Annotated in this window: 29 protein-coding genes and 3 pseudogenes; 13 read left to right on the top strand and 19 right to left on the bottom strand. The window is 59.7% G+C overall.

Going from position 1 to position 23,686, the window contains the following annotated elements:
* Window positions 1-24 precede the first annotated feature (24 nt).
* A complete protein-coding gene (locus AC0L25_RS22060) occupies window positions 25-237 on the bottom strand; it encodes a DUF3606 domain-containing protein (protein ID WP_473597450.1) in 213 nt (70 codons plus the stop codon).
* A 337-nt stretch (window positions 238-574) separates the two neighbouring features.
* Between AC0L25_RS22060 and AC0L25_RS22055 the strand changes: the two genes are divergently transcribed.
* Entirely contained in the window at window positions 575-1,078 is a 504-nt protein-coding gene (locus AC0L25_RS22055) for a DUF4142 domain-containing protein (RefSeq protein ID WP_473597449.1), read from the top strand.
* Between the two features lie 208 nt (window positions 1,079-1,286).
* On the opposite strand, the gene AC0L25_RS22050 is transcribed toward AC0L25_RS22055, so the two are convergent.
* On the bottom strand, window positions 1,287-2,243 hold the full coding sequence (locus AC0L25_RS22050; RefSeq protein WP_473597448.1) for a zinc metalloprotease HtpX: 957 nt from the start codon (window positions 2,241-2,243) through the stop codon (window positions 1,287-1,289).
* A gap of 767 nt (window positions 2,244-3,010) precedes the next feature.
* Window positions 3,011-3,282: pseudogene (locus tag AC0L25_RS22045) on the bottom strand (zincin-like metallopeptidase domain-containing protein); the annotation flags it as partial.
* A 753-nt stretch (window positions 3,283-4,035) separates the two neighbouring features.
* Between AC0L25_RS22045 and AC0L25_RS22040 the strand changes: the two are divergent.
* Window positions 4,036-5,394, top strand: coding sequence for a DUF4236 domain-containing protein (locus tag AC0L25_RS22040; RefSeq protein WP_473597447.1), 1,359 nt, complete (start codon window positions 4,036-4,038; stop codon window positions 5,392-5,394).
* 57 nt (window positions 5,395-5,451) lie between these two features.
* On the opposite strand, the gene AC0L25_RS22035 is transcribed toward AC0L25_RS22040, so the two are convergent.
* The 6 genes from AC0L25_RS22035 to AC0L25_RS22010 form a co-directional block, all read right to left on the bottom strand.
* Window positions 5,452-6,042 (bottom strand): hypothetical protein, encoded by a 591-nt coding sequence (locus AC0L25_RS22035; RefSeq protein WP_473597446.1) that lies wholly within the window; start codon window positions 6,040-6,042, stop codon window positions 5,452-5,454.
* 178 nt (window positions 6,043-6,220) lie between these two features.
* Window positions 6,221-7,342 carry an OmpA family protein gene (locus AC0L25_RS22030; RefSeq protein WP_473510100.1) on the bottom strand — a complete coding sequence of 374 codons (1,122 nt, stop codon included), beginning with the start codon at window positions 7,340-7,342 and terminating at the stop codon, window positions 6,221-6,223.
* On the bottom strand, window positions 7,339-8,649 hold the full coding sequence (locus AC0L25_RS22025) for a hypothetical protein (RefSeq protein ID WP_473510102.1): 1,311 nt from the start codon (window positions 8,647-8,649) through the stop codon (window positions 7,339-7,341). The genes AC0L25_RS22030 and AC0L25_RS22025 overlap by 4 nt, the downstream gene beginning before the upstream one ends.
* A complete protein-coding gene (locus AC0L25_RS22020; protein ID WP_473597445.1) occupies window positions 8,649-9,488 on the bottom strand; it encodes a hypothetical protein in 840 nt (279 codons plus the stop codon). Before AC0L25_RS22020 ends, AC0L25_RS22025 begins: the two co-directional genes overlap by 1 nt.
* A complete protein-coding gene (locus AC0L25_RS22015) occupies window positions 9,469-10,932 on the bottom strand; it encodes a hypothetical protein (RefSeq protein WP_473597444.1) in 1,464 nt (487 codons plus the stop codon). The genes AC0L25_RS22020 and AC0L25_RS22015 overlap by 20 nt, the downstream gene beginning before the upstream one ends.
* A 44-nt stretch (window positions 10,933-10,976) precedes the next feature.
* Window positions 10,977-11,723: a thermonuclease family protein gene (locus tag AC0L25_RS22010; RefSeq protein WP_473597443.1), complete on the bottom strand. Its 747-nt coding sequence runs from the start codon at window positions 11,721-11,723 to the stop codon at window positions 10,977-10,979.
* Window positions 11,724-12,037: 314 nt separating this feature from the next.
* On the opposite strand from AC0L25_RS22010, the gene AC0L25_RS22005 reads away from it, so the two are divergent.
* The 3 genes and pseudogenes from AC0L25_RS22005 to AC0L25_RS21995 all read left to right on the top strand — a co-directional run.
* Entirely contained in the window at window positions 12,038-12,319 is a 282-nt protein-coding gene (locus tag AC0L25_RS22005) for a hypothetical protein (protein WP_473597442.1), read from the top strand.
* 26 nt (window positions 12,320-12,345) lie between these two features.
* Window positions 12,346-12,474 (top strand): annotated as a pseudogene (locus AC0L25_RS22000) (hypothetical protein); the annotation flags it as partial.
* A gap of 10 nt (window positions 12,475-12,484) precedes the next feature.
* Window positions 12,485-12,763, top strand: a pseudogene (locus AC0L25_RS21995) (hypothetical protein); the annotation flags it as partial.
* Window positions 12,764-13,517: 754 nt separating this feature from the next.
* Here the strand turns inward: AC0L25_RS21995 and AC0L25_RS21990 are convergent.
* Window positions 13,518-13,661 (bottom strand): hypothetical protein, encoded by a 144-nt coding sequence (locus AC0L25_RS21990; RefSeq protein ID WP_473597441.1) that lies wholly within the window; start codon window positions 13,659-13,661, stop codon window positions 13,518-13,520.
* Window positions 13,662-13,775: 114 nt separating this feature from the next.
* On the opposite strand from AC0L25_RS21990, the gene AC0L25_RS21985 reads away from it, so the two are divergent.
* On the top strand, window positions 13,776-14,168 hold the full coding sequence (locus tag AC0L25_RS21985; RefSeq protein WP_473597440.1) for a hypothetical protein: 393 nt from the start codon (window positions 13,776-13,778) through the stop codon (window positions 14,166-14,168).
* A gap of 217 nt (window positions 14,169-14,385) precedes the next feature.
* Here the strand turns inward: AC0L25_RS21985 and AC0L25_RS21980 are convergent, their stop codons facing one another.
* The 3 genes from AC0L25_RS21980 to AC0L25_RS21970 all read right to left on the bottom strand — a co-directional run bounded on the left by AC0L25_RS21980 (window position 14,386) and on the right by AC0L25_RS21970 (window position 15,170).
* Window positions 14,386-14,733, bottom strand: a complete 348-nt coding sequence (locus AC0L25_RS21980; RefSeq protein WP_473597439.1) for a hypothetical protein — start codon at window positions 14,731-14,733, stop codon at window positions 14,386-14,388.
* Window positions 14,734-14,838: 105 nt separating this feature from the next.
* On the bottom strand, window positions 14,839-15,021 hold the full coding sequence (locus AC0L25_RS21975) for a Lar family restriction alleviation protein (protein WP_473597438.1): 183 nt from the start codon (window positions 15,019-15,021) through the stop codon (window positions 14,839-14,841).
* Complete coding sequence (locus tag AC0L25_RS21970) at window positions 15,021-15,170, bottom strand: hypothetical protein (RefSeq protein ID WP_473597437.1); 150 nt, start codon at window positions 15,168-15,170, stop codon at window positions 15,021-15,023. The genes AC0L25_RS21975 and AC0L25_RS21970 overlap by 1 nt, the downstream gene beginning before the upstream one ends.
* A gap of 184 nt (window positions 15,171-15,354) precedes the next feature.
* On the opposite strand from AC0L25_RS21970, the gene AC0L25_RS21965 reads away from it, so the two are divergent.
* Genes AC0L25_RS21965 through AC0L25_RS21955 form a run of 3 tightly spaced genes read left to right on the top strand, consistent with a single transcriptional unit; the run spans window position 15,355 to window position 16,132 of the window.
* Complete coding sequence (locus AC0L25_RS21965) at window positions 15,355-15,573, top strand: hypothetical protein (RefSeq protein ID WP_473597436.1); 219 nt, start codon at window positions 15,355-15,357, stop codon at window positions 15,571-15,573.
* A gap of 16 nt (window positions 15,574-15,589) precedes the next feature.
* A complete protein-coding gene (locus AC0L25_RS21960) occupies window positions 15,590-15,880 on the top strand; it encodes a hypothetical protein (protein ID WP_473597435.1) in 291 nt (96 codons plus the stop codon).
* An 18-nt stretch (window positions 15,881-15,898) separates the two neighbouring features.
* Window positions 15,899-16,132, top strand: coding sequence for a hypothetical protein (locus tag AC0L25_RS21955; RefSeq protein WP_473597434.1), 234 nt, complete (start codon window positions 15,899-15,901; stop codon window positions 16,130-16,132).
* A gap of 16 nt (window positions 16,133-16,148) precedes the next feature.
* Here AC0L25_RS21955 and AC0L25_RS21950 read toward each other — a convergent pair whose 3' ends face one another.
* Window positions 16,149-16,403 (bottom strand): hypothetical protein, encoded by a 255-nt coding sequence (locus AC0L25_RS21950; RefSeq protein WP_473597433.1) that lies wholly within the window; start codon window positions 16,401-16,403, stop codon window positions 16,149-16,151.
* 244 nt (window positions 16,404-16,647) lie between these two features.
* On the opposite strand from AC0L25_RS21950, the gene AC0L25_RS21945 reads away from it, so the two are divergent.
* Entirely contained in the window at window positions 16,648-16,824 is a 177-nt protein-coding gene (locus AC0L25_RS21945; protein ID WP_473597432.1) for a hypothetical protein, read from the top strand.
* A 56-nt stretch (window positions 16,825-16,880) separates the two neighbouring features.
* Here AC0L25_RS21945 and AC0L25_RS21940 read toward each other — a convergent pair whose 3' ends face one another.
* Both AC0L25_RS21940 and AC0L25_RS21935 read right to left on the bottom strand, forming a co-directional pair.
* Window positions 16,881-17,261: a hypothetical protein gene (locus tag AC0L25_RS21940; RefSeq protein ID WP_473597431.1), complete on the bottom strand. Its 381-nt coding sequence runs from the start codon at window positions 17,259-17,261 to the stop codon at window positions 16,881-16,883.
* A gap of 30 nt (window positions 17,262-17,291) precedes the next feature.
* Window positions 17,292-17,459, bottom strand: a complete 168-nt coding sequence (locus AC0L25_RS21935) for a hypothetical protein (RefSeq protein ID WP_473597430.1) — start codon at window positions 17,457-17,459, stop codon at window positions 17,292-17,294.
* Between the two features lie 308 nt (window positions 17,460-17,767).
* Here AC0L25_RS21935 and AC0L25_RS21930 point away from each other — a divergent pair, with 308 nt between their 5' ends.
* Window positions 17,768-17,923 (top strand): hypothetical protein, encoded by a 156-nt coding sequence (locus tag AC0L25_RS21930; protein WP_473597429.1) that lies wholly within the window; start codon window positions 17,768-17,770, stop codon window positions 17,921-17,923.
* A gap of 954 nt (window positions 17,924-18,877) precedes the next feature.
* On the top strand, window positions 18,878-19,318 hold the full coding sequence (locus tag AC0L25_RS21925; protein ID WP_473597428.1) for a hypothetical protein: 441 nt from the start codon (window positions 18,878-18,880) through the stop codon (window positions 19,316-19,318).
* Between the two features lie 437 nt (window positions 19,319-19,755).
* On the opposite strand, the gene AC0L25_RS21920 is transcribed toward AC0L25_RS21925, so the two are convergent.
* Window positions 19,756-20,028, bottom strand: coding sequence for a hypothetical protein (locus AC0L25_RS21920; protein ID WP_473597459.1), 273 nt, complete (start codon window positions 20,026-20,028; stop codon window positions 19,756-19,758).
* Between AC0L25_RS21920 and AC0L25_RS21915 the strand changes: the two genes are divergently transcribed.
* Window positions 20,005-20,349 carry a hypothetical protein gene (locus tag AC0L25_RS21915; protein ID WP_036267505.1) on the top strand — a complete coding sequence of 115 codons (345 nt, stop codon included), beginning with the start codon at window positions 20,005-20,007 and terminating at the stop codon, window positions 20,347-20,349. The two genes, AC0L25_RS21920 and AC0L25_RS21915, sit on opposite strands and share 24 nt — an antisense overlap.
* A gap of 10 nt (window positions 20,350-20,359) precedes the next feature.
* On the opposite strand, the gene ggt is transcribed toward AC0L25_RS21915, so the two are convergent.
* Together ggt and rhaI are read right to left on the bottom strand one after the other, a co-directional pair.
* Window positions 20,360-22,093, bottom strand: coding sequence for a gamma-glutamyltransferase (gene ggt, locus AC0L25_RS21910; RefSeq protein ID WP_473597427.1), 1,734 nt, complete (start codon window positions 22,091-22,093; stop codon window positions 20,360-20,362).
* Window positions 22,094-22,392: 299 nt separating this feature from the next.
* Complete coding sequence (gene rhaI, locus AC0L25_RS21905; protein ID WP_473597426.1) at window positions 22,393-23,682, bottom strand: L-rhamnose catabolism isomerase; 1,290 nt, start codon at window positions 23,680-23,682, stop codon at window positions 22,393-22,395.
* Between the last annotated feature and the right edge of the window lie 4 nt (window positions 23,683-23,686).

Genomic DNA, 23,686 nt, shown 5'->3' with positions numbered 1-23,686 from the left:
GGTCAACCACGGTGATGCCCTGTATCAGCCGGTCAGCGGACCTCCTTGCAGAACGGTTTTCAATTGCTTTGCAGCGGCTGTCAAAGCGTCGCGGTCATTCCCGGTGGCTTTTATTAGCTCGCGGACCTGCTCTGGCGTGATGCCGTTCTCGCGGGCGAAATGTTCCACCTCATAATGCTCGTCGACGGATACGCGGCTACGGTCGCGGAAATCACGCTTGGTCTTGTCGTCGGCCATTTCGTCCTCCTGCGGCTTCGATCAACGGCAACGCTGGCAAGTGACTTTCGTTGCGCCGGCGCGTCTGGGGAGGGCCGGTCATGACTACTTTGCCTCCTGGGGAAGGTTGTACGGCTGACGCCTATGGACATCTCTCAAGGGCGGATCATGGTGGGCAGATGGGGAGCGACTGACAGCGCGTTGGTCTAGGAATGCCAGAAAGGCACCGGTTGATGACAGCGAGCATGCTGACCACGTTGTCACCGAGGGATGGCAGGAACGTCATCAGATTTCGCAGGAACAATCGTCAATCGAGCGGGTTGGAGGGTCCGTTGGCGAAAACATGAAGGAGGACGAGATGAACATCATGAGAACGGCCATTGCGGCCGCTGCGGTCGGACTGATGGGCTCGATCGCACTTGCTCAGACGGCAAAGATATCGCCGCAGGAGTTCGCGACGATGGCGGCCAGCTCCGATTTGTCGGAAATCCGTTCAAGCGAGCTGGCGATGCAAAAGTCGCAAACAGCCGCCATCCAGGAGTTCGCGCAGATGATGATCAACGATCATACGAAAGCGTCCAAGGACCTGATGGCTGCCGCGCAGAAAGACGGCGTCACCGTCCCGGCTGAAATGACAAAGAAGCACGCCAGCAAGGTCGAGGCACTAAAGACCGCTGGCAACGAAGCTTTCGATGCAGCTTATATTGACGCTCAGGTGGCTGCTCATCAGGAAGCGCTTGCGCTGATGAGCTCCTATGCCGAAAGCGGAGACGCCGCGGCGTTAAAGGAACACACGCAGAAGACCGCTCCCATTGTCCAGAGGCATTTCGAGCACGCTCAGCAACTGGATAAGGCTAAGTGACACGGCCAAAGACGCGGCATGGGACTCTTCGGACCATGAAAAGGGATGTAGCGGGGTGGCCATGCTGGCCCCCTCGCTGCTGGTCGTCCGACATACAAACACGTCCGAGCCGAGCACCCGCCTAAGCGAAGTTCCACGCACGATTTGTCTTCTCTTCGCGATTCGATCTCTCTAGGCGTCGTTTAGCGGGAGCCAACGCTTTGCCCTCCTACACGAACGGGCGCATGAGATTCTGCCGCCAGGACCGATCGCCGCGTCCGGCGAGCAACTCGAGATAGGCCGTCCGGTTCGCAAGCGGAAGATCGGGCCGAACGGGCGAGACGAGTTCCGCCAGGCGCGCAATGCGCTCGCTTGTGCTCGGATGCGTCCGGAACCAGTGCAGCCACCGTGCCCCGCGCGAGTCGAAACGCTCCCAATCATCTCCCTGTATGGCTTCGATCCGTCGCAGAGCAAGGGCCAATGCCTGCGGATCGCCCGTGAGCTCCACGGCCCCTGCGTCGGCCAGGAACTCCCGCCGCCTTGAAAGCGAGAGCTGGAGAAGATCGCTAACAGTGGGCGAAAAGGTCAGGAGCAGAATGCCGAAGGGCGACAGAAACTCGCCCGTCGCCCAGAGCACCGGCAGCAGCGCGAAAAGCAGGAACAAGCCGACGCTTGACATCACCTGCGTCATGGCTCCAGCCGTCGCCGCGAGCCGCATGATGAAGATGTCGCCGTGGCGGATATGGGCGATCTCATGCGCCAGAACAGCAGCGAGTTCGCGCGGCGGCAGCGTCTGAAGGAGACCGCTGGTGACGGCGATGGCGGGATCTTGCCGATCGCCGGCAGCCATGGCCTGCAGGACGGGCGACGGCAGCAGGTGGAGAGTCGGCGCGCGAGGCAGGCCGGCGCGGCGCGCGAGCTCTGCGATTAGTATGACGAGTCCAGGATCGCTGTGCCGGTCCACGACGATGGCCCCATAGGCCTGCCGGAACAGGGCGCCGCCGGAGGTGGAGCCGACCAGGAGGGCGATACCGGACAGGATGAGGCCGAGAACGATGCCGTCCGACCCGCTGATCACGTACCCTGTCCATGCGGCGAGTGCCATAAGGCCGATGAGAATGATGACCGAATGAAGCCTGTTTAGCGCGCGCTGCTGCCTCAAGGCTTCGCTGTCAAGCAGGTACACTGTAGGACCGGGAGTTTGTTTTCGGCGCTGGCCCACTCTTCACCTCTTTTGCTGCGATTTCACAGCGCTCGTTTTCAGATCGAGCTTTGGACACAGTATAAAGCTCGGCACACCATTGCCCCTCCGATCGGAATGCGGATGCCAACAGACCGACAGTAAGGCGAGTACCACCCGGCCCTGGTTAAGCTAACGCGCAAGGAAGAGGATGCGAGATGGCAGGCAAAGATTGCGAGCAGTTCATCGACGATTCCGTCTACGCGGCGAACGTGGAGTCACGCGCGGAAGCGCTTGCAGTTTCGGTGCCATCCGGGGCGGGATGCGGATCGTCGAAGTGCGGCTGCTTCTGAAAATACAAATTCGACATAGGAGGGCGGCCTAGGAGCCCTCTTTTCTGAATCACTCGGCTAGCGCCTTGATAATCGGCGTGGACCATAGGATCAGTATGAACCCGATACCCGACCAAAGCATCACAGTATCCCAGTTGCGATAATCCCGGCGCATCTCAGGCGTCCCTGACAATACATCTATCTGTTACAGAATCCCGCGCTCAAAGCCAGATCCTCCGAAGTGCACGAAGGAGGGCTGTATCTGTCCCGCCGTCTGTACCGCCGGGTGACGCGCCCAGCAAAAAAGTTGGTGAAAGCTGGATCGAATTCAAGAGTTTCTGTTGCCGAGCAGTAGAAAAACCGCCGCCCCGTAGCCAGATAAGGCGCAATCACTTGCCGCCAAATCATGTTGCTCCTCCGAAGCCGCAGGCTCGCCCTCGTTTACTCCGCGACCTGTGTCGCCCTCCGCTGAAGCTCATGCAGGTGATTGAGCCGCCCGCTGGGCATGCGCTGCCGCGGCGAAGATGAAGCGGTTCTCGTTGCTGAGAATTTCGAGCCAGTTCGCAAGATAGCTTGCGTGGTCGTGCCTAGGCTCGAGCTCCGGAACGATGCCGAGAAAGCAACCGCCCAGATCGGCCAACGAGTTCTTCGTGGACCCTGAAGGAGGGATCCTTATGATAACGGGAGAGGTTGCGATCAAGCCGTTTCTCTGAGCGCAGGTTGCGTAAAGCCGCCGGCCAAGCGGGCGGCAAGCTGCGGCATAGTAAGGATTTGACGCGGTTTCGCCGTGGCGCGCGGCAGCGATTCTACGCATTCGAAACGCGAAGGGCCTTCGACGACGATGGTCCGGCGTTTCATCGAGTGCCCTTTGTTCCTCGAACGGGTAGTCGGGTATCGAAAATCTGGTCCGCGACCTCATTCCGTGCCCAAGCGACCCTTTTAGGCGCGCAATGTACATGTTGCCCCCGAACAAACACTATGAAGATTACAATGGCGCTCGTGATGAGCTCGGCTTTATTAGGGCAACGACGTCTGTGAAGAGGTTGGGCATCGCTGGAAGAAGCGGACTTATTTTGTATCGGCCGGTAGTCCGAGCTAAAAGGCTAGTGCTGCCTGAGCGCCACCGTCCTACGATTGAGTTCCAGGCTGCAATCTTATGCGACTTTCGCAGCACAGATAGAGAACATCTACTGTTGCGACCGCCCATGACATGGGCGTTGGACCGTGGATTGATCCCCAAGGCGGTCATTTGCACCAACGGAAAACGAGCACAACTATCCGAGCTCATGGATCGTCACGCTGGGAATAACTGCCTTGGCGATATCGCACGACCGGCACATCCTATCTCCCCAAACAGCTTGAAGACCTCCTCGGATAGGACGTGATCGAAGGATTCAATTAGATCGTCGGCGATAAAGGGCACAGAGGGTCCAACCGACTCGACTCGCTGTGGCTTTCGCCACATCATGTTCACGGGGGGCGCTTGGGGGATGGTATTCCGATTTCGAAAATCTGTAAGGATTGCGCCGGGAGTCCGGATAAATCTCAACGCGAAAAGTGCCAGCGTGCGGGTTGGACCGAAAGGGCTTGGATATACAGTTAGCACAACAGGCAAAAAGCGCCTCAGCACGAGCATCCCGGGCACCGGACTTTCTTATTCAGAGGTTGTTTCGTCGAAGCGACAGCCCGTGCCTCGCGCGCCGTCGCAATTAGTTGCTTCTCAAACTAAGCCGTCTTCGAAGGGCCCGCTCGCCCTTGTGCTACTCGCCATTGGCGCTGGACTGGTTTGGTGCAGCACGCCGTATAATGAAACCAAGATTACCGGAGAACGGTTATTAACCACCGGATTCGTGCAGCCGAATCTAAAGCCCGCGACAGTAGAACCGGACCCCCGGGCCTCCCAGGGTACAGACGCTTATGCCGGGCCCGCCCCTTCCGTTCAAAAGACACTTTATAGCACCGCAAATGTTCGCCTACGGACATCCCCATCGGCTGAGTCCCAGATTGTACTCACCGTCCCAGTTGGATCTGCAGTGTTGTCATCGAAGCGCGAAGGCTCTTGGCATCACGTTTCATACGGGAACTATTCGGGCTGGATTTTAGGCGATTATCTCGCGGAGCCTGGCACTGAACCAGCGGCAACTTCTTCGCCGGTAGCACCGCTGGTTTCAAGCGAACAGCCGGCCTCTGACAGCAACACAATCTCAGGCCGCGCGACCATCATCGACGGAGACACGATCGACATTGCCGGCACGCGCGTGCGTCTCAATAGCATCGATGCGCCTGAGAGTGCTCAGCTCTGCCGGAATTCAAAGGGCAAGAACTACCGCTGCGGCCAGTCTTCTGCGAAAGCGCTTGATGCCTGGCTGGCGAAATCCCGGCCCGTAACCTGCACATTCATAGATTGGGATCGCTACGGCCGCTTCGTCGGCGACTGCTATCGTTCCGACGGCACGGCGGTGGCAGGATGGCTGGTCACAGCCGGCCACGCAATGGACTGGCCGCAGCATTCGGGCGGCGCCTACGCTGGCCACCAGGACGAAGCTCGGCTGGCCAGGCGCGGGATCTGGCAAGGCGAGTTTCAGCCTCCTTGGGAATGGCGTGCCGCACAGCAGGCCCCTAAGCCTGAAACCACGAATCCAGTTCGACTGCTCTCCGGCTCATGCGACATCAAGGGCAACATCAGCAACAAGGGCGTTCGCATCTACCACCTCCCCGGCCAGCGTTTCTATGACGAGACAGTGATCAGCCCTGCCAAGGGTGAGCGAATGTTCTGTTCAGAAGATGAGGCGCGCGCGGATGGTTGGCGCCGGTCGAAAAGGTGACTATAGCTGCAACTTCGTTGGACTTTGTATAGTCCGAGCCGCTGCAGGTCGATGCTTTCAAGCGTAGCTATTCGCGACACAGGGTCTCAAGGCGAGCGCTGGTGTGGCGATAGGCGCACCACTTCCGTACAGCAGGCTCAACATATTCCAAACTTCTAGCAATGCGGTTCTGGCATGAGCTAATATAGTCGTTAATATGGTAAGTCTTTGTTCCGATCGTCTTGGACATTTGTCGTCCATGTACTCGTCAGCCCTGATGCAGTCACTTCCCTTTTTATCGGCGCTTATCCAATATGCGATAGTCCAACTTGGATTGGCCATTCTCTCCGAAAGTACAGGATAGACAGATAGATTTTTGATATCCGTGTCGTGCTGGTCGCTTCGTTGTCGCGCGGATTCTTCGGAGTGCACGAAGTAAGCGAGTGTTGCCACAAGCACAGCCCCGGCCACCACCACGCTTACCAGCAGCGAAAGAGCGATACCGAACTTCTCTTTCAGTCCATAGTAAGTAACGAACGCAGCGATGGCGGGAAACATGCCCACCGTTTTCGCCAGCACCAACGCAGCGATCCCCGGAAGAACCCAGCCGAATGATCCACCACCACTTTTCTTTGCTGTAGCGTTTATTGTCTTAGTATTTTTATCCACGATTCCCCTTAGTCTTGGAACGCTGTGACTGCTAAGCCCGCTTTCTCATGGCCGTATCCAGGCGGTCACTGCTTTCTCGTCTGACACGCCCATTTCGCCGATCCCTGAAACTTGGTTTCAGGGATACCAGATCGGCCGTTGAAGTTGTGGTGGCGGTTGCTACCTAATGGCGGGATTTTCAACCGCCGCTAAAATGCGGAAGGATCTTGGTCGTTTGCTGCTCGGACCTTTTACGAACCCGAATTTCGATACGACGCCGCGCTTTCACGTCACCCTGTTGTGCGCCGTCCGTAAGCCTGTCTCCGGGGAGGATGAGTTGGCCGCCGGACATCGGCAGAATGGTGAACCCGTCTAGTTCCGGTAGCCTTTCGAGCAATTCTGCAACCGAAATCGCTCGGGCGAGCCCCAAGCCTGCATTGTCGGCCGGGTGCAGCGACCCGATCGGCTTCTCGCCGTCGAGAACTGGCTTTAGGCCGCTGTCCATATTCGAAAAGTCACCTGCCATGACCTGTTCGTCCGTGTGGCCGATTACCTCGATGATGTCGACGCGATACTGCTTGGCGGTTTCCGCGATTTCCGCCGATTTGTCCTTAAGCTTGGTTCTGAAGGTTTCTGACAGCTCGGCGCTGCCGACCCTGAAATTATAGCCCTCGAGTTCGCTGAGACTGATGATGGGCGGCCATTCATGCGGCTTGGCGTCGCCGTCTGCGGCTTTGGACAATGCCGCCGTCAATTCCGCGGCTGTCTTCTCAGCATAGCCGCTGTCCTTGAGAGCCTTCATGGATTCGGCCATTGCCGCCGCCTGTTCCGGTGAGATGCCGTGTTTCGCCAGTTTCTTCATCGCGGACACGAGTTCTTTCGCCATCTCTTCGACGATGGCGTTGTCTCGCAGAACTTTGGTGGCGGCCGCGTACTCGACGGCTTCCTCAAGTGTAAGCCCAGTTTCGGCGATGGCGGCGGCGGCGTTCCTGGCGGTGACCAGCTTGTCCCAGTCGTCATCCGGAATCGGGCGTCCGGTTGCCGCCCGCATGAGTTTCCCCACTTCGGCAAGCAGCCGTTCCCTCTCATTTTCCGCCTTCGACTTCTCCAGTTCGGCCTGCAGGACGCGTTCCTCACCGGCCTCGACCGCCTTGAGCGCTGCCTGGGTTTCCTTTTCCTTCTTCGAGATGATCGCGCCGGCGGCCAGCAGGAGGCAGAAGACGAGCAGCAGCATCGTTTCGGCCATGGTGAGGCCGAGGATCAGGCCGCGTGCGTAGCCTTTCCTCTCGAAGTTGACTGACGTTGAACCGAGGCCGTTCATCGGCTCCACCAGGCTCTTCTCGGTGCCTCGGCTTCGACGGCAGGCGGCGCTCCGTTTAGCGTCCGGAAGGTGTCGGGATACGGCGGCGGTTCGACGGATGCGGTTCCTTGATCGACAAATTCCTGCGCGGCATCTTCGATCAGTTTTTCAGCCTCCGACGTGAGCGCCGTACCGCGTTCGCTTCTGTCCACAAGACGGGTCATCAGCTGCTTCGTCTCCTGCGACTGCTGCTGCATTAGCTTGACGACCGCTTCCATGACCCGCTGCTGGCTTGCCGCGGCCTCCATCGACTTTTCGACGGCCGCCGCGGATTTTTCCGCCGCCGCTGCGGTCCTGTCCGACTTCTCGACCATCTCGCGGACGACAGACGTGATCTCGGAAATCCGGGCCTGCTGCTCGACCGACGCGGCTTCCGTCTTGACGGCGTACTGGGCGACGGCGTCCGACAGCGACTTGACCATCGGTGCCAGTTCGTTTTTCAGGACTTCGTCAGGAATGACGACCTTCTCGAGCTTCCCGGCGACGCTGTCGGCCTGCTGGCCGAGCTTGAGGACCGACGCCGACATCGCGCCGTTCGCCCGGTCGAGCAGTTCCGCCGACGAATCCACCTTCTTCACGATCTGGGAGAACTGCGTTTCGATCCTGCCGAAGTTCTCCTCCATGGCGTTTCCCAGCTTGCCCGACGCCTCCTGCACGGGTTTTATGGCCTCCATCGCCATCTTTTCGAACGACGCCCTGATGTGCTCGCCGTTGCGGCCGGCCTGTTCAGCGATCTCCCCGAACCCTTCCTCCAGCATCTGGTTGCTGACGCGCCGGAAGTCGGCGAATTCGCGCGAGACGCTTTCAAGCTCGGCCCTGACGCGCCTTGTCATGGTCGCCAGCTCGTGCCGCGCGGAACGTTCGATGTCGGCAGGATCGCGCCGCATCTGGTTGTACAGGATCCTGAGCATGATGCCCGCGATCGTGGACGTGATCGCGACGCCGAAGTTCCTGACGATCTCATCGGTCGAGGTTTCCGAACCGAACTGGAAGAGGGCGACGCCGAGGCTGGTGAGCGTGAACAGGAAGCCCATGTAGTACAGGTTGTCGCCTGTCTGCTCGTCGTGGAGCCTGAGCCTGCCGACAAACATCGGCAGCAGGCCGTAGGCTAGCATGAGCAACACCGGAGTCGCAGTCGTGACCAGCCTGTCGATGCCGTATGTCTTTGACGCGACAATGAACAGGATTCCCGAAACCGTGACGCCGGCGTATGCGAACAGCGGCAGCCTGGGGTTCGACAGGAATGCAAAGCCTTGGCGTCTTGCCATCAGTTCAATCCTTCAAGCTTTTCGGCTTCTTCCCAGTCGCCCCCTTCGTCGCGGACCCACGTTGCCCAGAACTCCACGTGCTCGCGGCTGCTGAAGGCTTTCTTTTCGCGGTTGACGTAGAGAACCTTGACGGCAATTCCGTCGAGGCTCGTGCCGTAGATTTGCGCGGCCTTGCTCTCCTTGAACGCGCCGTAGTCCAGGCTCGACCGGTACTGCGAATAGAGGCTCGTGTGCTCGATCATGTCGGAAGCGACAATCAGGCGCTTCGCCGCCTTTCTCGATATTTCGGCGTCGAACAGCGTCAGCTTGACCTGCTGGATGGCCGCCATGATTGGCGACTGGTCCGCCGACGAGCCGTTGGCGACTTCGTCCGGGAGCTTTTCAAGCGGTTTTCCGAATTCCTCTTCCCATTTCTTCTGCTGCCGCTTCGGATTGCTGGTCCAGATGTCCACGGTTGACCCATCGCCCGGATTGCAGCCGTCGAACAAGGTGACGACTTCCCCCGGCTCCGCGGTCAAGCTGACGATGCGGATGTACCCGCCCGGCCCGACCTTCGATCCTTCGGTCCTGAAATGGTTCTTCAGGTCGCTAAGGGTGACCTCAGACAGCGGGTCCGTCGTGTCGAAAAGGAACGCCGTGGCGCTTGACGGCCCGGCGACAGGACAGTTCGTGTCGGGGTCGAGCTCCACCGTTTCGCCCGACTTGACGAAGAGGAAAATGAGGCCTGCGGCCATCGCGGCGAGCACGACGCCCAGTCCGGCGATTCCCAGGATCGTGGAACGGTGGCCTTTGCCGCTTCTTTTCCTGGCGGCGCTTCGCCTACGCGGTCGTCTGGACATTCATGCTATCCGGAAAGAGGTTGTCGAGTGCCTTGTACTGTTCGATGCCCTTCTCGCATTCCAGCCCGATCAGCTTCACCTGGGCAGAAAGCTCGTCCTGCGCCGTGCGGATGTCGGCAGACAGGTCGGCGTCGTTCCACGACCCGTCCGACGACACCTTCACCTTGACGCGTTCGAGCTTATAGGCGTTCGAGAAATGTTTCGGCGGCGGTTCGGCGCGCGCCTCAATGTTGGCCTCGCGGTATTTGGCAAGCAGCTGGTTGCAGGCGCGCTCAAGCTGGACCTGGTGCTGCTCGAACAGTGAAACGAGCCTCGCCCGGTGGTCCACTATGGCGTTGAATTCCCGCTTCCTGCTGCCGAGTTGCTTGACCACGTCCTCGACCTTTTCGTTATGGTCGTCGCGCGTATCCTTCAGCGTTTCGATCAGGTCGGCCTTGGCGTTCACGTATTCCTCGCGCGCGGAGCGGAGCCGCTTCTCGACGCTTGAGTAGCCCCAGTAGGGATCGACGATGAAGCAACCGTCGATGAACGCGATCAGGGAGAAGACGAAACCGATCAGGAACAGCAGGATCGAGTTTACGTCGGTCAGGCCCAAAAGGTTCTCCCTCATGCTGGTCAGCACGAGGGTTCCCGCGTTTCCTGTCCAGTCTTCCGACATCCTGGTGCTGACCTCGCGGTAGTGCGCGAGGAGGAGGTTCAGCCCGAATGCGAACGCCAGGTAGAGGAGGATGGCCGTGCCTCCGACGGCTCTCCTCAGCCACGACCTGTGGGTCACAAGCCGGGCGCAGAACACAGCCGCGAGCACCGCAACGACGATGTTCAGGAACGAAAACATCCACGCCAGCATGATGCCGCCGAAAAAGCCCTGCTCGCTGCCGGAGGCGAGAAGGCTGGCGTTGCCGATGGTTTCCAGCCCGAACATCACGATGAGAAGCATGAACCTGAAGATGTGCCAGGGTCCCTCGTGCAGCCGCGCGGCCCGGACAAGTCCGTGCTTCTCCTTGAACCAGGTATGTTCGGTTTCCGCCGTGTTGAGCGCCCTGCGCAGCCCGTGCAGCATGTCCAGGCCGACGGCGATCTCGCCCTTGAAATCCGCCAGTCCCGACGCGTTCGCCTGCCGTAGAGCGCTGAACTGTTCGTCGAACTCGAGGCTGCCGAGCCTTCCCGAGAAGGACTGCAGCTGGTCCTCGATCGTCTGGTGGGATTTCCGCTTTTCTTCCTCGACCAGCTCGATGACCGTGTGCTCCAGGTCGTCCGGGTTCCTGGATGCCTTGGCGGGCTGATTGCTCTCGCCGCGGCGTTTCCCTGCGGCGACGAGATCGAGATCCCGAGCGACCTTGTCGACGTTAAGGCTCGAGAAGATTTCGGTTCCTCCGCGGAAGTCGTGGTCGGACTCCCGAAGTCTTTCCCTCAGCTTTTCAAGCGCCTCGAATTTTACTGCCAAGTCCCACCCCCACAGCGAGATTCACAATGTTCTTGATGCGGCCGCTACTTGCGGGCCGGCCGCCAGCCTGCGGCAACCGCTTCGGCATCGCTGCAGAACCAGCGTTCGCCCTTGCCTTCAGAAATCCTGGTGCGGGCGTAGTGCTCCTGTCCGGGGACATGGAAGATGCGCTCGTCCTTCGCGCTGATGTTTCCCTTGATTTTGCAGCCGCTTGCGGCTGAAACTTCGGCCAGCGGGGTAAGCAGCGGGAGGGCTGTGGCAGGCTCGCTCCTGCTTGCCCGCCATTCCCAGGGAAGGTCGAAGGATCCGGACCACAGGCCGCGCTTTGAGGCGCGCGCTTCCTTCTGCTTCCCGGCATAGGTTCCGTTGCTGTAGCGCGGCCAGTCGAGAGCGTGACCGTTCGCTACGAGCCATTCCTGCACGCTGGCACCGTCTGCCCTGAAGCAGTTGCCGACAAACCGCCCGTAGCGGTCCCGTTCAACGAATTCGCAAGCGGTCGGCGAAGATTTCGAGAGATACGAGGCAAGTGCGTCGGCTGACTTCGCGCCGCAGCCGTATTTCTTCCCTTTGCCGTTCAGGCAGACCTGCGCCGATTCGGGCGCGTCGACCCCGTTGAAGCGGATGCTTTCGCCGTGGATTTCGATCGTGTCCCCGTCAACGACGGAAGCCTTGCCCTTCAGCACCTGCCCGGCGGAGGCAGCCGGCCACGCGCACGAAACCGCGCACGCCGCTGCCAGCAATGCATTCCGGACGCCCGAAAGAGGGAATCCCCCCTCACTAAAAGATTTCATTTAGCCCCCGCAGGCTGTTATGCGGCTACCTAAACGACAGCCGCCAATTATGCAATCCTTGATGTTCCAAATCGGCGAAGATCAGAAAGTCCGGTTTCTCTCCCGCTCTTCCGTCTATCTCAAAGACTAGGTTGTTCCCAACTTACAAGGACGTGCTGCCCGGTCGAGCGTGGCGGCCATCAAGGCGAGCTTTGATCACCCCCATCGACAGTTCTTCGATATGGTGGTTCATGGATTTGCCCCGTTGACCGACTGCTGCTTCATGCTCGAACATAGCGGGGGTGACTGCTTGCTGCATCGAGATGGATAATCGAATGAGAGTGCTTTTCCTTTCTTGGTTTCTCTTTGCCACACCGGCGGCTTTGGCCCAAGTAACCACCTGCTACGGCGATCAGTGCACTATCGAAGAAAATGGCACCAAGAGAGTACTGACTGTCAAAGAGGTCGGAAAAGTCAAAAGGCAAAACGCCCGGACAGCGCTGGGAAATGTCGAATGCAAAGCTGCCACTGACCCCGCTGTCTACGAAAAAATGATGACCGAGCTTTCGCCCAATTCCCCTATTAGCCCGATCGGTACGGTTCAGATGGCCCGCTAGACGCGCTCGCGCCTCAACCCACCACTCCCACGGACGAGGAGTGGGCGGACGGGCGGACGGCCATGCGCGCGGTCCTGACCGACGCGGCAGACGCGCGCGTGGTTCTCGGCGGGCGCGTGAGCGGCTACAAGGGGCGCATGCCGGGTATCGCCTGAGGAGACGCTCTTTGCGCTCCAGGCCGGACAGCCAGTTTTCCTCCTCGGAGGCTTTGGCGGATGCGCGCGCGACATCGCGCAAAAATTGAAGCTGCTTGCGCCCAAAGCCGCGCCGCTGGCTTGGCCCGGCCGAAATGCTTTTGACGGGTTCGATCCTTCCAGCTTGAACAATGGCCTGACGGAGGAGGAGAACCGCAAATTGGTACGGACAGTTCACGTTGACGAAGCGGTCGCCTTGATCCTGCGCGGTCTGCTGAGGCTGGCCGGCCGCTCGGCTGGGAGCGCCTGACATGCGCTGCTGACCGAAGCGTAGATGACGCAGAAGGCGGCCACCGCGATGGCCGGAACCTCGATGGCTAGAGCGATCAGAGGTCGGGAAATCGGAGGCAGCGGACCTGCGATTTGCTCACGCACCATGGAATGCGATCGAGAGGACTTATCTGGACCAAGCTCGAGTAACGACAGCAATGGGCTTTTGAGATAAGGTTGGGACGCGATGGCATTGAGCAAATAGAGCTATATCCGGGAACCGAAACAATCCACAGAAATATTTTGTTGGTATTTTTGTTGGCTAGTCCTGCTATAGCGTGAGTCCTAACGATTTGGAAACAGAGAGAGTTTTCCATCGTTTGGATTCCGCCTCTGGGCACCACTCCTTTCCAAAGCAAAATCAAGAGCTTGGCTGGACGCACCAACGGCGCAAGCAGCCGACGTCATGTCGCGCCATGTTGCAAACTGCTACCGTTGATTTCCAAGGGCCTCCTGCGACTATCGGCAGGTCCACGCGACATGCGCGCGACATGGGAGGGGATCATGGGCTCTCGGCAATAAGGTTCTGGGGTGGTCGACCAATGTTCAGAAGCGTGAGTTGGAGGAGTTTGTGGCCAGGCTCAGGGCGATGGATGGGTCTGAACTCGGAATGGTCGTAGCGTGCGCGACCAATCACCGGCATTTGGTTGCAAAGACAAGAGGGTGGAACCTGCTGGAGCCAGCTCTCTGCGAAATGCAAGAGCCCGCGCTTGCGCTTAAGATCGGGCAACTGATCAAGGATTTTGCAGGCCAAAAATCGCCCCGAGCTTGCTGTCGGATTTTTCGTGTGGCTGCACTCGGTTCGGGCCGCCAACAATCCAGATCTGCGGCAGCTCGGCCGAGACATGTGGAAAGAACTGGGCCGCGGCTTCGAGCACGTTGAGGATTCAGCCAAGGGCTTCGAGAGAGTCACGGGCTTCGAGTTCAACACAAGCGGTTACGACGCTTATCCCGCCGGCCTTACGCCTAGCCCAGTGTAGATGGGACTTTACATGAGAGAGAGGCGCCCCTTCTTCCGTGTCTTCACTGTCACCCAAAAGGAGGCTGCCGCTCAACAGATTGAGGCGGCGATTGCTGCTTTCCACGCAGGGGAATTTGCCGTCACCATCACGGGAGGCCTGTGGGCAAGCATCCGCGATAACCCAAATCGCCCGGTCCTGGACAACGGGAGCTGGGTCACTCGGCTCAATGAAACGAGGGATTGGCTCAAACACAAGAGACCACGTGATGACGCTAGGGCCTTGGTCGCCTTCGAAGCCGGGCTGTTCATCCTGCGGGCAATGGACAAGTGGGAGCCATGGACGCCGCCTATGCTCGCATTCAAGGATCTATGGTTTTCCTCACCTAAACTTATGCGTCCTGAGGATTATTCCCCCGAACAGTGAAAGCCCACCACCGTTGAGGAGCGGACGCGAGGAACATTCCGGCTTAACATATGTTATACGGGCTATGGCAAAGCCCCCTCCGCTCCCGCCAACCTCGTCTCGCGTCCTGATTCTCGCGCTGTGCCTTGATCTTGCCTTGCGCAAGCAGCAACAGGCCATCAAGCTAACGAGCCCGCCACCCGTGAGGCAGCGGGCTCTTGCCCTCTTTTAAGCGTGATTAGATCCAGCGGTCCCGGCGCTGGTCGCTGGCCACAACGAGGCCCACCAGCAAGCCTACAGCCGCACCGATCATGAAGGCGGCCGACACTGTGCCAGGATTTTCTTGAACGACACCGGAAGCCGTAGCCGCCCTGTTCCGAAGGGCTTGCGTTGTCCGAGACACGCTATCAGCAGCGCCCTCATACCAACCAGTAGCTTCCTCGACCACCTCTTCAGCGCGCTCGGCGAGCGTTCGATTGATCTTGTTGATCTCGCGCTTCAGTTGCGCAACCTGCTTCTCCAAGGCTTCCTGAGCTTCCCGCTGCGTCTCCGTCGGCTTTGCGGCTTCGTTTGGGTCGTCGGCCATTGTGATCTCCCTTGGGTGGGGCTCAACGGCCGCCGCAGGGTATGGTTCCTCAGCAACAAAAAAGGCCCGCCACCGTGTGAGGCAGCGGCTTGCTTGGTGTGCGGGTTAGTGCTTGTCGCTGCCGTCACTGTCACGGTCATTCCAGCGCTTCTCTGCTTCTGCCCATGTGTCAGCAGTCGGCCCCTGTGCGTCGCATTTCCTGCAGCGGACGTGATAGTCGCCGTTGAAATGCTCGACAGCGACATCGCGGCTGGCATCGAAGGGGCAGGGCTTTAAGCGGGTTGGCATCAGTGCCGCCCAGCCGGGGCATCGAGAAAGTCAAGGAATGCGTTCGCTACTTCAGTGCCGCTCGCGGCGGTGCGGGTTGTGTCGCAGCCCCGAACAATCGCAGCGGCGATCTTCAGCATGTCGGTTCGGCTTCCGACCAGCTTGGCCACCACGGCGTTTTCCGTGCCGCTGTCTTCGCTATTGCCGCATTGGTGGCTTTGACTATGTTGGCCTTTGCGCCTGGGTCCCTTGCACATAGCGGCGGCACTGACGAACGGTTTCCATAGTAACCACAAGACGGGCGACTATCACTGTCACTGAAGCAGGCAAACAATACTTAAAAGCATCCTGTCGGTGCCTCTGGGCATCGTGTTCATGCGTGGCGGGCCAATCACCTATATTTTGAATGTCGTCGACACATGGCAGAGCGATGCATCGATGGTCGTAAAGATCCTGATGAACCTGACGCTTGATGCCGTGCTGGCGTTCATTTGGCCGATCACTTGGGCACTCTGGCTTTTCAAGTACATGTCGGGCGGCGAAACGCCGCTAACATCGGTGCTTGGCTTCTGACCATGCGGCGCTCTCAATGACCCGCCTATCTGTTGCAGAAGAGCTCGAAAGCGCTGCCGATCGCATCGCCGATATGTCGCGCTCGGATCTACAGATCATCCTGCGTCGCGCTGCGTTGATGCTTAGAAACGTCTCTGGCGTGCCGCTGGAGCCCGCGACGGAGGACGCTCTAAACTCCATCGCGGCGGAAATGAAAATCGGCCGGTCGGAACTCATCCAGATCGTGCTCCGCGAATGGCTGGAAACCAACGCCTATCTGCCAGTCCGCATTATCGACGAGGAAAGCGAGACGGACGGCAGCGCTTAGGAGATAGGACGGATACCGATGCCCGCAACGAAACACCAGTGGAAGGCCTTCCGAGAAGAGCTAAGCCAGCAGCTTGAAGATGAGCGGCGGTTTATCGCGAATGCGGAAGCAGGGAAAACCGGCACTTGGAGCGTTGAGCCGGGCAAGGGAAAAGTCGACACCACGGCCGCTCATGTGGAGATATCGAGGCGTGCAGTCCAGGCCCTTGAGGGGGTCATTGCCAAGATCGATCAGGACCATCTGGCAGAATAACCATGACCTTCGCCGGCTACCGACTAAAAGTGACTATCTGGGACAGCTCGGCGATGTCGCCATAGATCATCGAACCTTTGACGAGAAAACAGCTGTCACCGAGGACTTCGAAGAGTGCGCTTGACGCCGTGCAAACCGGCAGGTTCTTCGAATTGGCGTAGGTATCGAGCGTCGCGGTTTCGACCTTACTGTCCGCGGCTTCGGCATAGCTGACGCTGATCGCAAAGATAGCGATAGCAAGGTGGCTCGGGGATAAGTAAGGTCGCGACATACATCCAAAATAGCACCGGCCCTTGATGGGCTTCGTCCATCGATTGGATGAAGCGGTCACCCATATTAGCAAGATCTTGATTAAAATGCCGCCCGCCCCAGACTCATGGGATGGCGCGAGGAATTGGGATTGGTGATCTGGTGGCAATCACGGCCACCGTCCGCAGACGGGTCACTGAGGACCGCGTCAGCGTCTTAATCTCGACCCCTACGACTTCCCGCATTCGATCATTGACCATACGAAGGTGAAGAAGGGGCAGCAGATCGAGCTTACCGGCGAGGTCACGCGCATAGAGGAGGAAGGCGGCAGGGTGACAATCGCCATGGGACCGCTGGTGACGGTCGACATCGATAAGGTCAGACTGATTGAGAAATACCGGCCGCCAAAGCGACAGAAGCCGCTGCGCGATATGGTGGATTAAGCGGGGGCGAAGCTGGCCACGGGATAACTAAGCGACGGCGGGCGCTCGCGACTAGGCTAGGCTTGGCGACGCTCTTCGGGCTCCAGCCCTGCCCTGAGTTTATCCAGGCTGTTCGCGCCATTTCTAAATAGCAACATGACTAGCCACGCGGCGTCGTCACGGCCTTGCTCGTCCGAAATCCCACAGGTGAGGCAATACTCGTCCAAAGCCTGGCGAAGAATGCTGAGCTGCTCCGGGTCAGCTATTCCTGTGAAGGGCATCGAGCCAACTCCCTTTTGCGTTAGGGCGAAAGCGATCGACACTTTCAATCGCCCCTGTGCCGTTCGAAAAGCAGGCGACGGTTCATTGTACGAGATCGGGCAGAAGAGTCTATTCGGAAGTTGGGTTAACCACAGCGGAATGATTATTTGCCCGGCGGGCGAGACGTCGTCGTTCACTAGGGCGGCGATTATATGTGACGAACCCGCCTACCGCTTGGCAGCTAGGGCCTTTGCTTCCCGGAGCAGCGATGCCCAGTGGAGCCCGAGGAAGACGATAAGCTCTCGGGCCTGTTGTTCGGTAATGCCCGTTTCTTTGACCAAGCGTCGAACGACGAAATCAACGTTGTTCGGCGCCCTATCCTGTTCGTCAGCCATAGGAGAAACTCCTTACGCTTCTAACTTCGTTGTCTGGCGCTTGTTCCTACGCGCGTGACTAAAAAAGCACCGAACTAGCCCCCTAGCCGTAGACCGCCCCTGTGCACGAACCGCTCCCGGCCGAGCAATAAGTCCCTCCCTCAGCCCATCGACATCGGCGCCGCGTGTGGTCTTCCCCAATCGGCGGGCCTGCCGTTCAACAGATTGAGCGCCGCTTCGTGTACCGATGGAAACCTTCCGCGATCACGCCATATCCACGGGCGCAAGCACTGTTAGCTTCTTGGTGCGGCGGAATCGCGGAAAATCAAATGGCATTGCGTATCAGGCTGCCTGGCGGCACGCTGAAGGTGAAGACCTATCGCGAGTTGCGTACGCGTGAGCGCGACAGGCGCGTGCCCGTCATAAAGCTAGGGTCGATTTACCTGATCTGGTGGTCCACGAAGCAACACCCCCACGACAATTAGCTGGCTTTCTCACCGGCAGCGATATCTACTCTCCGAGGGAGAAGCGCTTTCTGGGGAGGAAGCCTTGCGTGGCAGACCTCGCACCGTACTGGTAGCGGGGGTTTTTGGGTCGGTCCTTGGATTTTTACTGTTGCTACTGATCCTGCAAGCGGTAAGCAGCCTACTGCCGTAGTGCTGCCGCGCCCTCTATCGCGAGACTGACAGGCATAACTAGCTCTCCGGCCAAGTGGCTGGCCTGGCGGCCGTCGGCATTAGCACGCGCTGAATTAGTTCCGATTTTAACGAAACGTTGACCACGCTGTCCTATTCTGGGACAGCGCGGTCAACCCCAAGGGCTGCGCAGGCGGCTCCGGCAATTCAGCACCCCGCGTCACTGCCGGAGCCGCTTCCACACTCCTCTAGAATACCAGCAACGGTTGAATCAACTGTTACCGCACGTGCTTTCCAGTGCACTTTCCCAGTCGTTAAACTTTGATGGATCAGGGCCTCGCCTTCACGGTTTGACGCTGGGACACACGCCTGGGCCGCCCTCAAAATGGCATGGCTATTGAACAGACATGCCCCGCCGGCTTGCTGCCGAGCGAAGACGCCGTCCTGCTGCTATATGGATCATTAGCCGCGCACAGACCATTGCGGCGCGCGTTCCCGACGAAGACGCCACGCGGCAGTACCGTCCTGGCGATTTGTGGCGATGAGATAAGGTGAACCCAGCGCCCTCGATTAAAGACTGAAGCCGGATGTCGTATCACCGCCACTAGACCGGGCTGATGGCGATTGCCTGCGCGACCCCAGACGCATTTCCGCGCCTATCGGCAACATCAGGTGACCTGAGCGCATCATTGCGGCTTGGCCCGGCGAAACATCTTTGCTCGCATTAGGCGGATGACGGATTTGATTTGCTTGGTGATCCCCTATCCTTAGGGCAAACTGCCTGCCGGGGCTCTAGGAGGCGAAATGAGAGCACGCGCAGCAACGGTTGGAGATCTGGAAGCTCTTTTCCGTGATCTGTCCAAGCGGATATCGGACGAATACGCCGCGGCCGGCAAGGACAGCAAGATCGCCTACGACAATCTGATGATGAACTTGAAGGAAGGCCGTGCTCACGCGCTTGTGCAGGGCGAAAAGACCGTGGCGATCATCGCGTGGCACGAGAATAGCGACGCTGCTGATACGCTATTCGCGGCACAGGAGGATTTCTTCAGCGCCGCGACCGTTCGCTTCTGCAAGCGGCACATCCGCCATATCCAGGCGCTCGCCGGCAACCTCCCCATTCACTCGCGCAGCTGGCTTCAGAGACCGGACGTCGCAAAATGGTTTCGGATAATCGGCTATGTCGAGCGAGGTCAGGAGAATGGCGCCAACCTGTTCGAACTGCCGCCGGCCCCCGCCGCATAAGAAATCAGGCGTGCTGCAAAACGCTGCCATCGAGTTCCGATGGCGCCGCGCTGACATCGGCGTGCCGATGGTTGAATCCAATTATATCGCCGCTCCGATGCGCCAGCCAAAAGGCCCGCCGCTCCATTTGCGAAACGGCGAGGCCCATATTTGGGGACAACCGGGCTGTTGCCGGGCATTGCTTACGGTGCAATTCAGGTGCCAGACGGCCGACCCATAATGGGCCGCCGCCCCCGGGAAGCGCGGACCATCTTCCGCGATCACACCACTGCCATAGCTCGCCATTCCTGCTATAGTTCCTTGCGGCGGACCTGATTTCCGCCTGGCCGGCGCCCATCAGGCAATCTACCCCAACGCCCCCCCAAAGTGGCGCCGGCCAACCTTCCCCACCGACACAGTCATGCACCTCGTTGCGAGGGCGAAGCGCGCGATCGTCGTCAGGCCCGATAGTCCGGGGCAGCGGTTCGACCCCTCCAGAGCGGCGGACTTTCAACTCGAAACGCCCGGCTGGCGATTCCAATCCGGCAGATCGCCTGGAACGGCAGGGCGATCCGACATAAATCCAAAAAACCGCTAGCAAGCCGCTTCCAGAAAGTGTTGAAGATCGTGCCGATCGCATTGAACGCGTCGCGATCCAGTTGCGCTCGGCGAGGCTTGATGATTTGTTGCCCCTTCAAGGAGAATGAATGATGCGCGAGCCTGTCGGTCAAGACGAATATGGGTCGGCCAACCCCTTCGACCCGGACGACCTGACGACGTTGAACGTGATGGGTCCAGGGGTGGCCAGCAACGATTTCGAGAAATACGCGGTCGCCGTGATCATCGTTTTCGGCGCTCTCATCATTGGCGGCTTGATGGCCGCAACCCTGGCCTTGGGGCACCGTAACGGCTTCCTGTACGCGCTTGGCGGCGCCACCGCGGCGTGGATATCCGGAAATGCGCTTCTGCTCGATCGGCCGCGAATCTATGCCTTGTTCGTCGGCATCGCGGCGGTGATGCTGATTGCGTCCACCATAACGCTGGTCATCTGACCGAACAAAATCAATATCCGATCGCCTCGCCAGATGCGGCGCGGCTGTCGATGGCGCCGTTGTAGCGGGCGCCGCCGCCCTTCTCGATCTCGGCCAGGCTCTTGCCGCCGACCAGGATGCCGGCCGCCTGGCCCCAGGTCGCATCGGTGACATCGAGGTGGTAGCCCATGCCGGCAAGCAGTTTTTCGGTATCGGGCGACAGGCCGAACGGTTCGATATACACCGTGTCGGGCAGCCATTGGTGATGAATGCGCGGCGCGTCGATCGCCTCCTGGATGTTCATGCCGTGATCGACGACGTTGATGATCGCTTCAAGCGTGATGGTGATGATGCGCGAGCCGCCGGGGCTGCCGATGACCATGAACGGCTTGCCGTCTTTGGCGACGATGGTCGGGCTCATCGACGACAGCGGCGTCTTTCTCGGCTCGATCGCATTCGCCTCGCCCTGGACTAGGCCGTAGAGATTGGGCACGCCCGGTTTCTGGGTGAAATCGTCCATTTCGTTGTTGAGCAGGATGCCGGTGCCGTCGGGGACGACGCCGGCGCCGAACGAGCCGTTCAGCGTGTAGGTCACCGCGACGGCGTTGCCGTCATTGTCGACGATCGAATAATGCGTCGTCTCCTGGCTCTCGCCAAAACCCTTCGGCATCAATTCCTGCGACACGCCGGCCCGGAACGGATCGATCTTTTCGCGGATTTCTTTCGCATAATTCTTGTCGAGCAGCTTTTCGACCGGATTGTCGACGAAGTCGGGATCGCCGAGCGCCGAATTGCGGTCGACATAGGCATGGCGCATCGCCTCGACCATGACTTTGACGGTTTCGGCAGAACCCGCGCCGAGATAGGACAGCGGGTAGAATTCCAGCACGTTGAGGATCTCGCAAATGATGACGCCGCCCGAGCTCGGCGGCGGCGACGAGGTGATCTCATAGCCGCGGTAGTTGCATGTCACCGGCTCGAGTTCGCGAACCGCATAGCTCTCGAAATCCGCCTTGGCCAGAATGCCGCCCTTCTCCCCGCTCGCCCTAACGATGCCGTCGGCGATCGGTCCTTTGTAGAAGGCATCGCGACCTCGCTCCGAAATCGCTGAGAGCGAGGCGGCGAGATCGGCCTGAACAAGCCGCTCGCCAATGGCATAAGGCTTGCCGTCCGGCTTCAGGAAGATGGCGGCCGCGGCCGGGTCCTTGGCCAGCCGCTCGGCGCCGCGTTCGAGCGAGGCGACGTCGCCCTGCTCCAGCACGAAGCCGTCCCTGGCATAGCGGATGGCCGGCGCCATCAAGTCCTGCCGCGTCAGCGTGCCGTACTTTTCCCGTGCGGTCTCGAAACCGGCCACCGAGCCCGGCACGCCGACCGCGAGATAGCCGTTCAGGCTGGCGCCTTTCACCGGCTTGCCGTCCTTGTCGAGATACATGGTTTTCGTCGAGGCGAGCGGCGCCCGCTCGCGGAAATCGAGGAACGTCGAGCGGCCGTCCTTGAAGCGGATGGTCATGAAGCCGCCACCGCCGATGTTGCCGGCGTTCGGATAGACTACAGCCAGTGCGTAGCCGACGGCGACCGCCGCATCGACCGCGTTGCCGCCCTTCTTCAGCACCTCGACGCCGACTTCAGACGCGAGATTCTGGGCGGTCACCACCATGCCATGCTCGCCCTTCGCCGGCTGCGGCGAGGCGGCGAATCCGGCCAACAGCGGCGCAAAGGTCAAGGTGAGGGAAAGACTGACTGCGATTAGGGTGCGGCGGTGCATGGCCGTTCTCCGAGGCGTGGGATCCGCCTAGAAAAGCCGGTTGGTGAGGTTGAGTCCATGGCAATAGAACAGAAAGGGATTGGTGCAGCCCTCACCGGCCGCTTCGCAAGCCGCCGTTGCGATCTTCGGCTGATGTAACGGCATGGATCCTTAGGGTCTCCGCGTTGACGGCAAGCCCTATGCTTCACGCTTCAGTCGTTTCGTTCTTGCTTTGTTCCGCGATTATCCTAGTGATTCAAACATAATGCTGATTTGCGCCGCGACCCGCCTCAGGCGGGTTTTTTCGTTTCAGGCCGACATCAAACAATCCCGCCGCTGCCGCCGGCAACCGCCGGCCGTTCCGCCGCGACCTTGGCCCGATAGCCGGCGGCGCGGTAGGCGGCGACCGGATCGATGGCGCCGCCCGTGTTCAGGCGCGCCATCGCGAGGATCGGCTCGACATCGGTGCGATAGGCGGCTTTCAGCGTCTGCGTCGCCATCAGCGCGTCATTGGCGTCCTGATAGGCTTCCAGCGCCGTGCGGTCGACCAGCAGCGCCTGCGCATAGGCGCGCTGCACCTCGACCGCCGACAGCATCAGGCTTTCGATCGGGTCGCTGACGTTGTGGCTCTGGTCGAGCATGTGGGCCGGATCAAAACCTTCGGCACCGGCAAGCTCGGCATCGACCAGTTCGTTGAAGACGAGGAAGAGCCGGTAGGGATCGATGGAGCCGGCGTCGAGATCGTCGTCGCCATATTTCGAATCGTTGAAATGGAAGCCGCCGAGTTTCTTGAACTGGATCAGCCGCGACACGATCATCTCGATGTTGACGTTGGGCGCATGATGGCCGAGGTCGACCAGGCAGAACGCCTTGTCGCCGAGCTCTCTGGCGATGATGTAGTTGGTGCCCCAATCCTGCACGACCGTGGAATAGAAAGCCGGCTCGTACATCTTATGCTCGGTGAACAGCTTCCAGTCGCCCGGCAGTCCGGCGTAGATCTCCTTCATCGCGTCGAGATAACGCTCGAACGCCTTGGCGAAATTGACCTGGCCGGGGAAATTCGAGCCGTCGCCGATCCATACGGTCAGTGCCTTGGAGCCCAGCGTCTTGCCGATCTCGATGCATTCGAGATTGTGCTCGACCGCCTGCCGGCGCGTTGCGGCATCGGCATGCGACAGCGAGCCGAACTTGTAGGAAAGTTTTTGGTCCCTGGCGTCGGAGAACGTGTTCGAATTCATGGCGTCGAAGCCGAGGCCGAAGCGGGAGGCCGCCTGCTTCAGCCGGTTCGGATCCGCCTTGTCCCACGGAATGTGCAGCGAGACGGTCGGCGTCGCCTGCGTCAACTGCCGGATGACGGCGCAGTCCTCAATCTTATCGAAAATGTCGCGTGGCTCGCCGGCGCCGGGAAAGCGGGCAAAGCGGGTGCCGCCGGTGCCGACGCCCCAGGACGGGATCGCGACGGCAAATTTTTCGACTTTGTCGCTAATAGCGTCGATGGCGATGCCGCGACGGTCGAGGCGCTCGCCGAGCGAGTCGTAGTCGCGCTTAAGGTCGGCCTCGCGCGTGGCATTGTCCTTGTCGACGATGTCGGCGGAGATGATCTGTTCCATCGCC

This window comes from Mesorhizobium sp. WSM4813, from assembly GCF_055811555.1.
This window is presented reverse-complemented; position numbering and strand designations above follow the sequence as displayed.

Excerpts from the sequence above, each read along its gene's own strand:
- AC0L25_RS22060 (WP_473597450.1), bottom strand. The coding sequence starts at position 237 with ATGGCCGACGACAAGACCAAGCGTGATTTCCGCGACCGTAGCCGCGTA.
- AC0L25_RS22055 (WP_473597449.1), top strand. The coding sequence starts at position 575 with ATGAACATCATGAGAACGGCCATTGCGGCCGCTGCGGTCGGACTGATG.
- AC0L25_RS22040 (WP_473597447.1), top strand. The coding sequence starts at position 4,036 with ATGTTCACGGGGGGCGCTTGGGGGATGGTATTCCGATTTCGAAAATCT.
- AC0L25_RS22030 (WP_473510100.1), bottom strand. The coding sequence starts at position 7,342 with ATGAACGGCCTCGGTTCAACGTCAGTCAACTTCGAGAGGAAAGGCTAC.
- AC0L25_RS22025 (WP_473510102.1), bottom strand. The coding sequence starts at position 8,649 with ATGGCAAGACGCCAAGGCTTTGCATTCCTGTCGAACCCCAGGCTGCCG.
- AC0L25_RS22020 (WP_473597445.1), bottom strand. The coding sequence starts at position 9,488 with ATGTCCAGACGACCGCGTAGGCGAAGCGCCGCCAGGAAAAGAAGCGGC.
- AC0L25_RS22010 (WP_473597443.1), bottom strand. The coding sequence starts at position 11,723 with ATGAAATCTTTTAGTGAGGGGGGATTCCCTCTTTCGGGCGTCCGGAAT.
- AC0L25_RS22005 (WP_473597442.1), top strand. The coding sequence starts at position 12,038 with ATGAGAGTGCTTTTCCTTTCTTGGTTTCTCTTTGCCACACCGGCGGCT.
- AC0L25_RS21985 (WP_473597440.1), top strand. The coding sequence starts at position 13,776 with ATGAGAGAGAGGCGCCCCTTCTTCCGTGTCTTCACTGTCACCCAAAAG.
- AC0L25_RS21980 (WP_473597439.1), bottom strand. The coding sequence starts at position 14,733 with ATGGCCGACGACCCAAACGAAGCCGCAAAGCCGACGGAGACGCAGCGG.
- AC0L25_RS21975 (WP_473597438.1), bottom strand. The coding sequence starts at position 15,021 with ATGCCAACCCGCTTAAAGCCCTGCCCCTTCGATGCCAGCCGCGATGTC.
- AC0L25_RS21960 (WP_473597435.1), top strand. The coding sequence starts at position 15,590 with ATGACCCGCCTATCTGTTGCAGAAGAGCTCGAAAGCGCTGCCGATCGC.
- AC0L25_RS21955 (WP_473597434.1), top strand. The coding sequence starts at position 15,899 with ATGCCCGCAACGAAACACCAGTGGAAGGCCTTCCGAGAAGAGCTAAGC.
- AC0L25_RS21950 (WP_473597433.1), bottom strand. The coding sequence starts at position 16,403 with ATGTCGCGACCTTACTTATCCCCGAGCCACCTTGCTATCGCTATCTTT.
- AC0L25_RS21935 (WP_473597430.1), bottom strand. The coding sequence starts at position 17,459 with ATGGCTGACGAACAGGATAGGGCGCCGAACAACGTTGATTTCGTCGTT.
- AC0L25_RS21930 (WP_473597429.1), top strand. The coding sequence starts at position 17,768 with ATGGCATTGCGTATCAGGCTGCCTGGCGGCACGCTGAAGGTGAAGACC.
- AC0L25_RS21925 (WP_473597428.1), top strand. The coding sequence starts at position 18,878 with ATGAGAGCACGCGCAGCAACGGTTGGAGATCTGGAAGCTCTTTTCCGT.
- AC0L25_RS21915 (WP_036267505.1), top strand. The coding sequence starts at position 20,005 with ATGATGCGCGAGCCTGTCGGTCAAGACGAATATGGGTCGGCCAACCCC.
- ggt (WP_473597427.1), bottom strand. The coding sequence starts at position 22,093 with ATGCACCGCCGCACCCTAATCGCAGTCAGTCTTTCCCTCACCTTGACC.
- rhaI (WP_473597426.1), bottom strand. The coding sequence starts at position 23,682 with ATGGAACAGATCATCTCCGCCGACATCGTCGACAAGGACAATGCCACG.